The following is a 13,289-nucleotide window of genomic DNA, read 5'->3' on the forward strand; positions in this document are numbered from 1 at the left end:
AAGTTTATTTAAAGATAAAAATATATATCAATCCCAGTTGGTTTCAATCGAAGGCGATGGTTTCCCTGATTCCTTTTGCCAGAACATTTGCTGCTACGGGGTTGAGGCGGAACCATAGTTCAGGTTCAAAAATTTCAAGTTCGGCCAGTGCCCATTTGCCATTATTGTCCTTAAAAATATCGACTCTGGCATAGACAGGGAGTTCAGGAGCGGTTTGTACCACACTTTTGGCAAATTCGATTTGCTCCGCGCTTGGGGAATAGGGATGTACGGTGCCGCCAAAATCATCCTGAACCCTAAAATCCCCTGGTTTGGCAATTTTTAAAACTGCATGGGTAAACGCTCCGTTAAAAACCATCATGGAAATTTCTCCTTCGGATACAATGTGATGTTGAAATTCTTGGAGCATCATGGCCTCTTCACATACCAATTGCTTAAAGATTGCTTCGTGGTCCCCAACCTTACTATCATCTATTTTATAGGTATGTCTTGCAGCGCCGGATACGCAGGGTTTTAGTATATACTCGCTTGAAGTAAAACCATGTTCCGATTTTGAAATTTTTATGGTCTCGGCAAGGGTAGGGGTAGCACCTTGTTCAATAAATACCGTTCTTGGAATATTAACGCCGGCAATTAACAAATCCTTTAAATAATGTTTGTCTATGTTCCAATAAATTAGCTTTTTAGGGTTGATAAACTTTGTTTGTTGCGATGCTCTATCCAACCAATTTGAAAACTCGGCATACCGGTCAAAATAGTCCCAAGTAGTTCGGAACAGAGCGTATTTGGTCGTCGACCAGTCAAAATCAGGGTCGTCCCAAGCTTTTCTTACTGTTTTTAACCCTTGACTTTGCAGCGCTTCCAGAACCAGTCGGTCTTCTTGGAGCACATTTTCAATGTACGGTGTTTTTTTCTCTGGGGCCACGTAACGGTGGTCCGTGAGAACGACTACGTCAAATTTCATTGTGCAATTGTTAATAACCAACTGCGGTATCATCCCCACGTTTGTCCGCTCCTCCTTCAAGTTTACCATTGGGAAGCACACGGATAGCATCTACTTTTCCGATGATGGGCGTACGTTCTTCGTTGATGATGTAACCTTTGGTTTTTAGTTGTTCAATCAGCTCTTCGGAGAATCCTTCTGGTTCAAAAATTACCATATCGGGCAACCATTGGTGATGGAAACGAGGGGCATTAACGGCTTCTTGCATGCTCAAATTGAACTCATACACGTTTAAGATGGTCTGTGCTACGGCCGTGATAATGGTAGAACCTCCGGGGGTTCCTACGACCATGTAAAGTTTACCGTCTTTTTCAACAATTGTAGGCGTCATGCTGCTCAACATGCGTTTTTCAGGTTCAATGCTATTTGCCTCGGCACCGATAAGCCCAAACATGTTCGGGACTCCGGGTTTGGCACTAAAATCGTCCATTTCATTATTCAAAAAAATGCCCAACTCTTCGCAGAACAACTTGGAGCCATAACCGCCATTTAAGGTAGATGTTACAGAAACGGCATTGCCTTCACCATCCACTATGGAAAAATGCGTGGTCTGGTCGCTTTCGATAACTTCCACTTCGCCATGGCTTACCTCCGATGACAAGGTGGCCTTGTCAAATGAGAAATTACCCATTCTATCTTGCAGGTAATCATCACTCAAAAGTACATTGTACGGTATCTCCACAAAATCGGGATCTCCCAAGAAGAAGTTTCTATCAGCGTAGGCTCTTCGGGATGCTTCGGTGAACAATTGAATGGTTTTTGCGGAATTGTGTCCAAATTTGGACACATTATAGGGCTCCATCATTTTAAATATTTGATTGATGGTAACTCCACCGCTACTGGGTGGACTCATGGAAATCACCTTAATATCCTTATAACTAAAAACAATGGGGTCTCTCCAAACGGCTTCGTATTTTTCAAGATCTTCTGTGGTGATCAGACCTCCTTTTTCCTGCACAAACGAAGCTAGTTTTTCTGCCACTTCGCCTTTATAGAAACCATCACGCCCTTCTTCCATTATTTTTTGGAGCGTTTTGGCGTAGTTTGGATATTTTATGGTGTCACCCGCGGCAAATGGCCCTGCGAATTTGGTGCTGTCACCATTGGCCTCGATAAATCGCTCCCGAGTTCCCTTCAATCTGTCCGCCTGCTTCTTGGTAACTACGACTCCTTTATTGGCAAGTGCGATAATAGGTTCAATGATTTCTTTTAATGGTAGTTTTCCGAACTTTTTGTGTACTTCCAATACCCCGGCAACAGTCCCGGGAACTCCCACAGCTGTTCCGCCCGAAGTGCTTAAACCTGGGATCACATTGCCCAATGAGTCCAAATACATGTCCTTATGGGCGGCAAGTGGTGCTTTTTCGCGATAATCGATTCCGCCGACCTCGCCGTTGCTTTTTCGATAGACCATAAATCCGCCGCCGCCAACACTTCCTGCAAAAGGGTAGGCAATAACCAATGTCAATTCTGTTGCGACCATGGCATCAAAGGCATTTCCGCCCTTTTTCATAATGTCGACCGCAAGTTGTGACGCTTCTTTTCGGGCAGAGACGACCATGGCCTTTTCAGCGACCAGCCCCGTAGGTTCTGCAGGCTGTTGCTTACAATTGATCAATAAGATAAGGAAGGGCAGTAAGAGTATCAGTCTTCGCATAGGGAAATAAATTTTTGGTTGGAAAAAGTCATCAATTCTTCAAAAAACGATGTGAACTCGTTTTCAAATTCTGTATAGTGTTCTTCGAGGTCCAAAATGGCAAAATTCATTCTGGACCTATTTTTTGTTCTTCGGTTCATGCCGTTGAGAACACGGTCGATTCCCGCTAGATTGGCGTAGTTGAGCAGCCAATTATCGGCCATCATATAGGGCATCATCCGTTTGGTGGCAATGGGGAGAATATCGTAATTATCCTCTAAAAGATCATAGAAGTTTTCTACATATTCATCCAAAGGCACATCTGAATAATCGGTCCAATTTTTGGCCAAAAAATGATCGTAATAAATATCTACGATCACACGGCTATAATGACTGTAGTTTTTGTGTAGGCGTTTGCTGCTTTGTCTTGCCGTGGGGTGTGCATCGGTAAATGTGTCAATTTCTCTGTGGAGAAGAATGCCTTTTTGTATTCTATCGGGCAAATGCTTGTATTTGTTACCGCGTATATGGTCGGCAAAGAAATTGCCCAAAGTGATTTCCTCATCACCAAAAGATAGATAAATGTGAGCTAAGAAGTTCATCGGGGCAAAGTCCTTTTCTGTCGAAATTTACAAATTCAAAACATGGAATCGACCAAGCCCAGTTATATTTGCAAAAACTTTTTTAACAATTATGACACTGATCAAATCAATTTCTGGAATACGAGGCACTATTGGAGGCCAAACTAATGACAACTTAACACCTGTTGATGCGGTTAAATTTGCAGCGGCTTATGGTACATGGTTAAAATCATATTCCGGCACGGATAATTTGAAAGTCGTGATTGGACGTGACGCTAGATTATCTGGAGAGATGATCCAAAACTTGGTGGTCTCTACCTTGGTTGGTCTTGGAATCGATGTGATTGATTTAGGATTGTCCACCACACCGACCGTAGAAATAGCGGTTCCTTTGGAAAAAGCAGATGGCGGTATCATTCTGACCGCCAGTCACAACCCTAAGCAGTGGAATGCACTTAAATTGCTGAATGAAAAAGGTGAGTTTTTGGATGCGGAGCAAGGTGCCAAGATTTTGGCCTTGGCCGAGAAAGAGGATTTTGAGTTTGCCGAAGTAGATGACCTAGGTGAGATCATTACAAATGATTCCTATATCGATATCCACATTGATGAAGTCTTGGAATTGCCCTTGGTGGATGCCGAAACCATTAAAAAAGCTGGGTTTAAAGTGGTTGTTGATGGGGTAAACTCCACAGGGGGCATTGCCATTCCCAAATTGCTTGAAGAATTGGGGGTGGAAGTCGTAAAACTCTACTGTGACCCAACGGGACATTTTCCACACAATCCGGAACCTTTAAAGGAGCATTTGGGCGACATCTGTAAAAAAGTTGTGGAGGAGAAGGCTGATTTTGGTATTGTGGTCGACCCCGATGTGGACCGCTTGGCATTCATTAGCAATAAGGGTGAAATGTTCGGTGAAGAATATACTTTGGTGGCCTGTGCCGATTATGTCCTGTCCAAAACCAAGGGAAATACAGTCTCCAATCTATCATCTTCAAGAGCATTGCGAGATGTTACCGAAAAACACGGTGGAACTTATGAAGCTGCAGCGGTTGGAGAGGTGAATGTTGTCACCAAAATGAAGGCAAACAATGCCATAATCGGCGGTGAGGGTAACGGTGGAATCATTTATCCAGAAAGTCATTATGGACGTGATGCATTGGTCGGAACGGCCTTGTTCTTAATGTTGATGGCGGAGCGTGGAGGAACGGTTGCCGAGCTACGTGCCAGCTACCCAAGCTACTTTATGAGCAAAAAGAAAATCGAGCTCACCCCTGATTTGGATGTTGATGCCCTTTTGGAAGCTATGCACAACAAATATAAAGATGAAGAAGTGTCCACAATTGATGGAGTGAAGATTGATTTCCCTGAAAACTGGGTGCACCTGAGAAAATCTAATACAGAGCCCATTATTCGAATATACACCGAGGCTAAATCTCAGAAAAAAGCCGATGATTTGGCGGATAGAATCATACGTGAAATCAAAGAAGTAGCGGGACTTTAAGCGTTACTTGCTTCTGCTGGTTCTTGTTGAAACTCTTTTGGAACTTTATCCTTGTGTTTCCAGCGTTTGTGCGTCCAAAAATAATATTCGGGAGCTTCCCTGATGGATTTTTCCGTTTCCCGCAAAAAGGCATCCGTAATTCCGTAGTCAGGAACTTCGGTTGGGTTTTCGGTAAGTATTTTAAAGGTGCCTTGGTAATAGCCCCTCCGTAGTTTCTTTACCTTGAGGTACACGGGGATTATGTCGTTGTTTTTACAAATTTCCTCGCCCCCGACATGGGCCGGAACCACTATCCCCATAAAATCGGTCCAATATTTGGCCCTGCTTACCATGGGCGATTGGTCACTTATAATGCCCACCATCAACAACTCTTTGCTTTCTTTGGCCGCCTCCAGGATTTTTCTGGACTCCCTTGTGGAGATTAGTTCAGTATTGTATTTACCGCGGATGTCCCTTACTAACTTATCAAAATATTTATTTTCCACTTTTTGATATATACCGTATCCTTTGGATATAATTTGAAGGTTTAAGGACAACACCCATTCCCAACTGGCATAGTGGGGGAGCATCAGCATGGTATTGATGCCTTTTTTTTCCAGTCCATTGAGCATTTCCATGTTGGTTACGGTAAACCTTTCTTGGATTTCTTTTTTGCTCATGCCCATGGTCTTCATCATCTCTAAAAAGATGTCGCACATGTGCCTGAAGAATTTTTTTTCTATCAATAATCGCTCTTCCTTGGTTTTTTCGGGAAAAACGAGGGCCAAGTTATTCCGTACTACTTTTTTACGGTATCCGATGATATGGTACAAAAGCACATAAACACCATCCGAAATAAAATAAATGACTTTAAAGGGAAGTCTGGAAATCAACCAGAGCAATGGATAAACAAGGATATAAACTACCAGCTGCATAGACTATTCTTGTCTGCAAATATAGCTATATTTGAACCCAAACCTTTATTTACATGCTCAATTTACATATCGCTACCATTGCTATTATGGCCGCCAATGTTCTGGTTTCCCTTCGCGGATTCAACAATAACATATTTTTTGATAGATATAAATTCAGTATCAGTGCCATACAAGCGGGGCAAAAGGAACGAATGTTGACTTCTGGTTTTTTACATGTTGATATTTCGCATTTGTTTTTGAACATGTTTACCCTATACTTTTTCGCTCCTGTGGTGATAAGTTGGTTCGGTTCCATAAAATTTTTGATTATTTATTTGGTGAGTTTGATAGCAGGAAGTCTCTTGGCCCTTGTTTTTCATAAAGATGAGCCATATTACAGCGCTGTGGGCGCCAGTGGGGCAGTAATGGGCGTTCTCTATGCCGCGATATTGTTGAATCCGGATATGCAATTAGGTATTATGTTTATCCCGATTCCGTTACCTGCCTACGTATTGGGTATAGCCTATTTATTGTATTCCATTTGGGGCATGAAGAGTAGAATGGGCAATATCGGTCATACGGCTCACTTTGGCGGTGCCATTGGCGGGTACGCTACCACACTATTGTTTATGCCAGGGTTGTTTGTAACGGATACTTTGATTGTGATTTTGCTCGCCATTCCTATAATCGTTCTTTTTGTGTTGGATAAAATGGGCAAGATATAGCGTAATAAAAAAAGGCCTTGAAACCATCAAGACCTTCTTTCATTAAAATATATTTTACTGTTTAGCTCTTTCCAAGTATTTCGGCTACTTTTTCTTCCAGAGCAGGTCCTCTTAAATCCCGAGCTACGATAACACCGTTCTCATCCAATAAGAATGCTGCAGGTATAGCGTTGATATTGTACAGGCGAGCAATCGGGTCTTGGAAACGTTGTAGATTGGAAATATGGTTCCACTCCAACCCATCTGAAGCAATGGCATTTTTCCAAAGGTCTTCTTTGTTGTCCAAAGAAACGCCCAATACATCAAAACCTTTATCGTGGTATTTTTTGTAAACCGATACAATGTTCGGATTTTCAGCACGACAAGGTCTGCACCAACCGGCCCAAAAATCCACCAAGGTAAGTTTAGCCTTACTGGTCACATCACTGAGCGCCAAAACATCGCCAGATGGGGTAGGGGCCGAGAAATCTGGGGCAACTGCACCGATTTCGGTCGACTTTAAATTTTCAAGCTGTTCCGCAATTTTCTTCGCTGGCTCTGTTTGCTTCATTTCAGGGCTAAGACCCTCAAACATTGATTTGATTTCATCAACAGGTACTGCTTTTGTGGCTAAAAGGTTGCCAATAACCAATACGGAAACAAAAGCATTTGGATTATTTTTCGCAAAATCGATATTAAAGTTTTTCGCATCTTCTTGGAACTCGATAAACTCCTCACGCAATGCAGTCACCGTGGCCGTATCTTGTTGCTGGGCTGCCACTCGCATATCGTTTTGCATAGATCTTGCACGTTCGGACAGTTTTCGTGATTCTTCTAAAAAGTCCATGAACAATTCATTTTGTTCTGTACCCTTTAGTTTAGCATACTCAATGCTATCTTTCGGAAACTCTACTTCTATGGTACCGTTTTCCAGAATTACAGGTACGTTTCCTCGAACTTTATCCACAAATAGGTAGTGCATTTTAGGACCGGACTGATTTCCGCTGAAACTAAACAGTCCATTCTCTACCGTAGTAGTATCAATATCAATCAATTGATTGATGGAATCTGTGGTCTTCAAAAATATTTTTGTTCCATTTTCGGGCTCTCCGGTAATGGTTCCGCTCAATGTGTATCCTTTAGGGTCTGAATTACATGATGATAAAAACAAAACTCCCAAGGTTATTGCTAAAAGTCTTTTCATTTCAGAATGTTTAAGTTGCTAAGGTATTCAATGTTTATGGCATAAAAAAACCCTTGACTTTTATTGGCCAAGGGTTTTTACATATATGTGCTCTACTAGAATTGGTATCTAATACCTAGCGCAATGTCAAAATCAAAATCATTATCGAAGCCATCATAGCCTACAAGCCCGACTTCCGGTCTAAAGTCCAATGATAACAGTAAAGGGATATTGAAATTGTATTCAATACCAATATCACCGGCCCCGAAAATGAATAGTCCTTCATCGTCGTCAAAAATGGGATCTTCAAAGTCAACGCTTCCCAATCCACCACCGGCACCAACGTACCAGTTAAAATTGCCGTCTAAAGGAAATACCCATTGGTAAAGTCCGGCAAGTTTAAAAGCATCAAAATGGCGGCTGTCCCTCCAGCCAAGGTCAACTTCTAACCTGTTATTGGCTCCAAGGGCATTTTGGTACGAAATTTCGGCCCCAAAGCCATCGCTGTCTCCCAATCGTAGCCCCAAGGCATGTTCGGAAATACTTTGAGCGCTTACGCTAGCTGTTGTAAATAACATAACAGCGGCAAATAATGTGGTAATCTTCATGAGTTTCTCTTTTAAGTTAAAAATTAGAGATAGTTTTGTGTTAGATTTACGTTTGAAAAACCGTTTTAGTTCCCAAAAAGTATTCCAAATTGAATAAAAATTTGTTAAAAGACCTTTCTGAACATCTGAAAGGTGAGTTGTTGTTCGATGATTTGAGTAAGGCAATCTACGCTACGGATGCTTCGGTATATCGTAAGTTGCCAACAGCCGTTGCATATCCAAAAAACACTGATGACCTTAAAACTTTGCTTGCTTTCGCAACCAAAAATAAGGTAGGTCTTATACCTCGTACTGCGGGAACTTCTTTGGCCGGACAATGTGTGGGCGAAGGTATTGTGGTGGATGTTAGCCGACATTTTACCAAGATCATCAGTTTGGACAAGGATAAAAAACAGGTTACCGTTCAGCCTGGGGTGGTCCGCGATGAGCTCAATCAGTATTTAAAACCATTCGGTCTCTTTTTTGGACCCAATACCTCTACCTCCAATAGATGCATGATAGGGGGTATGGTCGGGAACAATTCATCGGGAACCACATCCATACAATATGGTGTGACCCGGGATAAAGTATTGTCCATGCAATGTGTGCTGTCCGATGGCAGTGATGCATTCTTCTCCGATATTTCCAAAGAGGAGTTTGAAAAGAAAAAAGAAGGCAGTTCCTTGGAAGCTACCATTTATAGGAAACTGTACGAAGAGCTTTCGGACCCGGAAACACAGAATAAGATTCATGAAGAATTTCCAAAGCCAAGTATTCACAGGCGAAACACGGGCTATGCGGTGGATGAGCTGCTCAACAACTCCATTTTTGGAGAAAATGAAGCGGATTTTAACTTGTGCAAGCTGTTGTCCGGTAGTGAGGGCACATTGGCTTTTACTACGGAAATAACGCTACAGTTGGATGATTTACCGCCACCCTTCGCGGCAATGGTTGCCACGCACTACAAAACTTTGGAAGATTGCTTGACCGATGTTGCTCCAGTAATGCAGCATAGCCTGCATTTGTGCGAGATGATGGATAAGGTGATTTTGGATTGCACCAAAAATAACCGTGCCCAGCTGGCCAACCGTTTTTTTGTAGAGGGAGATCCTGCCGGAATTTTGATGTTGGAGGTGAAAGCAAATTCCAAAAAAAACCTGGAAAGACAACTTGAATCACTCCTCAAGACCATTGAAGTATCAGGGTTAAGCTATGCCAATCCAATTTTGTATGGTGAGGACATCAACAAAGCTATTGAATTGAGAAAAGCCGGCCTTGGTCTTTTAGGCAACATGGTCGGCGATAAAAAGGCAGTGGCCTGTATCGAAGATACCGCTGTAGCCCTGGAAGATTTAAAGGACTTTATTGCGGAGTTCTCCCAAATTATGAAAGGATATAACCAAGATGCAGTTTACTACGCCCACGCCGGTGCAGGTGAGCTTCATTTAAGGCCCATATTGAATCTTAAGAAATCGGAAGATGTAGTGCTTTTTCGAAGCATTACCACCGATGTGGCCAAGTTGACGAAGAAGTACAACGGCAGCTTTAGCGGGGAACATGGAGATGGTATCGTTCGTGCAGAATTTATCCCATTAATGATCGGAGAGGCGAATTATGAGCTGCTGAAAAGGGTAAAAGCCTTTTTTGACCCCAACTTGATTCTAAATCCAGGAAAAATAGTGGAAGCCTATCCCATGGATGAGTCGCTTCGCTATGAAATCGATAGAAAGGAGCCGGATGTTGAAACCGTTATGGATTTTTCGGACAGCGAAGGCATATTAAAAGCTGCTGAAAAATGTAACGGTAGTGGGGACTGTAGAAAAAGCCACCACATGAACGGAGGCATGTGCCCGAGCTACCAAGCCACTAAAGATGAAAAAGACACAACTCGTGCCCGAGCCAATGCCTTGCGCGAATTCTTGACCAATTCCGATAAAACCAATCGATTTGACCACCAAGAACTAAAATCGGCATTCGACCTGTGTTTGAGCTGCAAGGCCTGTGCCAGTGAATGTCCCAGTAATGTGGACGTATCCGCTTTAAAAGCTGAATTCCTATATAATTATCAGGAGGCGAACGGATACAGCTTGCGAAGTAAATTGTTTGCTCATAATACACAGCTCAATGCTATGGGTAGCAAAGTGGCCGGTATCACCAATTGGATGTACGAGTCCAAAACCGTGGGAGGTATGTTAAAAAAAGCGGTCGGAGTGGCCCCTGAGCGTAGTTTGCCGAAGGTGGGACGTTTCAATTTTGAAGAGCATCTTAAAGATAACCTTGCGAAGCAAAAGGGAGTTTCCAAACGACCTGTTGTTCTTTATATTGATGAATTCGTCAGGTATTTGGACATTCAGGTGGGTAAGGATGCCATTGAATTGTTATGCCGATTGGGGTATGAAGTAGAACTGTTCTATGGGGAAAGTGGCAGGACCTATCTATCCAAAGGTTTTCTGAAACAGGCCAAGAAATTGGTGGCCAAGAACATGGAGAACCTAAAGGATATTTTAAGTTCAGGAACCCCTATTGTTGGATTGGAGCCATCGGCCATTTTATCTTTCAGGGATGAGTACCAGCGTCTTCACGATGATAAGGCACAGTTGCAAAAGTTGTCCTTACAATCATTTTTGATCGAGGAGTTTTTAGCTGGCGAGATAATTAAAGGCCATATCTCCGCTAGTAGTTTTACCGAAGAGAAAAAGACCATTAAAATACACGGGCATTGTCATCAAAAGGCATTGAGCAATCAAAAAGTAACTTTTGACATCTTAAATCTGCCCAAGAACTATACGGTAACCATTATACCCTCCGGTTGTTGTGGTATGGCAGGTTCGTTCGGGTACGAGAAGGAACACTATGAGGTTAGTATGCAGGTGGGTGGGTTAAAACTGTTCCCTGCAGTGAAGAAGAGTTCAGAGGATACGTTGATTGCGGCAAACGGAACCAGTTGTAGGCATCAAATAAAAGATGGGACGAAAAGGGAGGCGCAACACCCGGTTTCAATCTTGAGACAGGCCCTTATCGTCTAAGAAGTCGTTCTCGATATTCTCTTCTTCGGTTTCGCTTAAGTGTTCTTCCGTTACATCATACATGTTCACTTCCTTGTCGGTAATGGAAGCGATTAAGTCGTTCATATCCATTTCCTTTAGATCCTCGTCCATAAAAAACGGGGAAAGCCTATCATGGTTGTAATGGTAAATCTTCCATCGTTTGAAGGAGTATTCCAGGGCGGTTAAATTTTCTACCCAATCCCCGGAATTGAGATAGGTGCAACTGCCATATTTGTTCTCGTACACTTCTTTTTTGGGTTGATGGATATGTCCGCATACCACATAATCATACTCATTTTCTATGGCAAGATCTGCAGCGGTTTTTTCAAAGTTGTTGATATATTTGACGGCACCCTTTACGCTGTTTTTGATTTTTTTGGACAAGGAATATTTTTCACGGCCCATTTTGGCCAGGCACCAATTTAGGAAGCTGTTGATCAAAATAAGAAGGTCGTAGCCATAGCCGCCCAACTTTGCCAGCCATTTTGCATTTTGAATGGAAACGTCGAACACATCACCATGGAATATCCACGCTTTTTTACCGTCCAGATTAAGTACCAGTTTATCCATCACCTTAAAATTTCCCATTGAAGTATTACTGAACTTACGGAGCATTTCATCATGATTACCAGTAATATAGTAAACTTCTACACCTTTTGAGGCCATACCTATTATCTTTCTCAGGACCTTAAGATGGGAAGGAGGGAAATATCGTTTGCTAAACTGCCATATATCAATAATATCCCCGTTCAAAATCAGCTTCTTGGGCTGAATACTATTGAGGTATGTGATGAGTTCTTCTGCGTGGCAACCATAGGTTCCCAGATGGACATCCGAGATTACGGCCAATTCTATCTTCCTTTTTTTCAATGGTATAGGATTTATTACAAAATAAAACGGTAGGAATAAAATAAAAATCAAATCCAAATCATTAATTCATGAGCATATTGTTAAAATAATATCACCATAAGATGAATTATGTTACAATAACATTAAGTCAAACCCCTGTTTTTGAATTAGCTTTGTAACATCTACCTTTGATGGCGATATAATTTTTATACCGAATGGCTGGAAATTCTTTTGGACAACTTTTTAAGCTCACCACTTTTGGTGAATCTCACGGAAAAGCTTTGGGTGGCATCATTGATGGGTGTCCTGCCGGGATTGTGTTGGATTTGGATAAGATTCAAGAAGAATTGAATCGTAGAAAACCGGGACAATCCGCCATTGTAACCCAAAGAAAAGAGCCCGATACCGTTGAAATTTACTCTGGAATATTCGAGGGTAAGACCACTGGTACGCCGATAGGTTTTGCCATTCACAATACCAATCAAAAGTCGAAAGATTATTCGCATATCAAAGACTCGTACCGTCCATCGCATGCAGATTACGTGTATGATCAAAAATATGGTTTTCGTGACTACCGTGGTGGTGGAAGAAGCTCGGCTCGTGAAACGGCCAGTAGGGTAGTGGCCGGAGCCATAGCTAAACAATTTTTGAGCGAAATCAAGATAAACGCCTTTGTTTCTCAGGTTGGGGGAATGAAATTGGACAAACCCTACAAAGAATTGGATTTTTCCAAGATTGAGTCCAATGCCGTTCGTTGTCCCGATACCGAGATGGCGCAAAAAATGGAAGACTATATCAAATCCATTAAAAAAGAGGGAGATACCATTGGTGGCGTTATCACTTGCGTTATTCAAAATGTACCAATTGGTCTTGGCGAACCTGTTTTTGACAAGTTGCATGCGCGCTTGGGTGAAGCCATGTTGTCCATAAACGCTGTAAAAGGCTTTGAATATGGAAGCGGCTTTGCCGGGGTAACCATGAAGGGCAGTGAGCACAACGATGCATTCAATACGGACGGAACCACCAAAACCAATCGAAGTGGTGGTGTGCAAGGCGGTATCAGCAATGGTATGGATATTTATTTCAATGTTGCCTTTAAACCGGTGGCGACCGTACTACAATCATATGAAACCATCAACAAAGAGGGTGAAAAAGTGACCACTCAAGGCAAGGGAAGGCACGATCCATGTGTTGTCCCAAGAGCAGTTCCCATCGTGGAGGCCATGGCCGCACTGGTACTGGCAGATTATTCACTTTTGGCCCGGACCAACAAAATCTAGGTAGAGGTTAGGACGTTTCCATTCA

At 42.4% G+C, this 13,289-nt stretch carries 11 protein-coding genes; 4 read left to right on the top strand and 7 right to left on the bottom strand.

Annotation, left to right across the window (positions count from 1 at the left end; all coding sequences use genetic code 11):
* Window positions 1-43: 43 nt before the first annotated feature.
* From K1F36_RS00410 to K1F36_RS00420, 3 genes are read right to left on the bottom strand one after another with little or no spacing between them, the layout of a single operon-like run.
* On the bottom strand, window positions 44-964 hold the full coding sequence (locus tag K1F36_RS00410) for an ATP-grasp domain-containing protein (RefSeq protein ID WP_220112032.1): 921 nt from the start codon (window positions 962-964) through the stop codon (window positions 44-46).
* A gap of 10 nt (window positions 965-974) precedes the next feature.
* A complete protein-coding gene (ggt, locus tag K1F36_RS00415; RefSeq protein ID WP_220112033.1) occupies window positions 975-2,660 on the bottom strand; it encodes a gamma-glutamyltransferase in 1,686 nt (561 codons plus the stop codon).
* Window positions 2,648-3,241: an acyl carrier protein phosphodiesterase gene (locus K1F36_RS00420; RefSeq protein WP_220112034.1), complete on the bottom strand. Its 594-nt coding sequence runs from the start codon at window positions 3,239-3,241 to the stop codon at window positions 2,648-2,650. The genes ggt and K1F36_RS00420 overlap by 13 nt, the downstream gene beginning before the upstream one ends.
* Before the next feature lie 91 nt (window positions 3,242-3,332).
* Here K1F36_RS00420 and glmM point away from each other — a divergent pair, with 91 nt between their 5' ends.
* Window positions 3,333-4,721: a phosphoglucosamine mutase gene (gene glmM, locus K1F36_RS00425; RefSeq protein ID WP_220112035.1), complete on the top strand. Its 1,389-nt coding sequence runs from the start codon at window positions 3,333-3,335 to the stop codon at window positions 4,719-4,721.
* Here glmM and K1F36_RS00430 read toward each other — a convergent pair.
* A complete protein-coding gene (locus K1F36_RS00430; RefSeq protein WP_220112036.1) occupies window positions 4,718-5,635 on the bottom strand; it encodes a lysophospholipid acyltransferase family protein in 918 nt (305 codons plus the stop codon). The two genes, glmM and K1F36_RS00430, sit on opposite strands and share 4 nt — an antisense overlap.
* 53 nt (window positions 5,636-5,688) lie before the next feature.
* Here K1F36_RS00430 and K1F36_RS00435 point away from each other — a divergent pair, with 53 nt between their 5' ends.
* Window positions 5,689-6,339: a rhomboid family intramembrane serine protease gene (locus K1F36_RS00435; RefSeq protein WP_220112037.1), complete on the top strand. Its 651-nt coding sequence runs from the start codon at window positions 5,689-5,691 to the stop codon at window positions 6,337-6,339.
* 61 nt (window positions 6,340-6,400) lie between these two features.
* Here the strand turns inward: K1F36_RS00435 and K1F36_RS00440 are convergent, their stop codons facing one another.
* On the bottom strand, window positions 6,401-7,522 hold the full coding sequence (locus K1F36_RS00440; protein ID WP_220112038.1) for a TlpA disulfide reductase family protein: 1,122 nt from the start codon (window positions 7,520-7,522) through the stop codon (window positions 6,401-6,403).
* A gap of 95 nt (window positions 7,523-7,617) precedes the next feature.
* Window positions 7,618-8,109 (bottom strand): porin family protein, encoded by a 492-nt coding sequence (locus tag K1F36_RS00445; RefSeq protein ID WP_220112039.1) that lies wholly within the window; start codon window positions 8,107-8,109, stop codon window positions 7,618-7,620.
* A gap of 89 nt (window positions 8,110-8,198) precedes the next feature.
* Here K1F36_RS00445 and K1F36_RS00450 point away from each other — a divergent pair, with 89 nt between their 5' ends.
* A complete protein-coding gene (locus K1F36_RS00450; RefSeq protein ID WP_220112040.1) occupies window positions 8,199-11,114 on the top strand; it encodes an FAD-binding and (Fe-S)-binding domain-containing protein in 2,916 nt (971 codons plus the stop codon).
* On the opposite strand, the gene K1F36_RS00455 is transcribed toward K1F36_RS00450, so the two are convergent.
* Window positions 11,085-12,005 (bottom strand): UDP-2,3-diacylglucosamine diphosphatase, encoded by a 921-nt coding sequence (locus K1F36_RS00455; protein WP_108247048.1) that lies wholly within the window; start codon window positions 12,003-12,005, stop codon window positions 11,085-11,087. The two genes, K1F36_RS00450 and K1F36_RS00455, sit on opposite strands and share 30 nt — an antisense overlap.
* A gap of 194 nt (window positions 12,006-12,199) precedes the next feature.
* On the opposite strand from K1F36_RS00455, the gene aroC reads away from it, so the two are divergent.
* Window positions 12,200-13,264 carry a chorismate synthase gene (gene aroC, locus K1F36_RS00460; protein WP_220112041.1) on the top strand — a complete coding sequence of 355 codons (1,065 nt, stop codon included), beginning with the start codon at window positions 12,200-12,202 and terminating at the stop codon, window positions 13,262-13,264.
* The last annotated feature ends 25 nt before the right edge of the window (window positions 13,265-13,289 follow it).

This window comes from Flagellimonas abyssi (assembly GCF_019457905.1).
Taxonomy (GTDB): Bacteria; Bacteroidota; Bacteroidia; order Flavobacteriales; family Flavobacteriaceae; genus Flagellimonas; species Flagellimonas abyssi.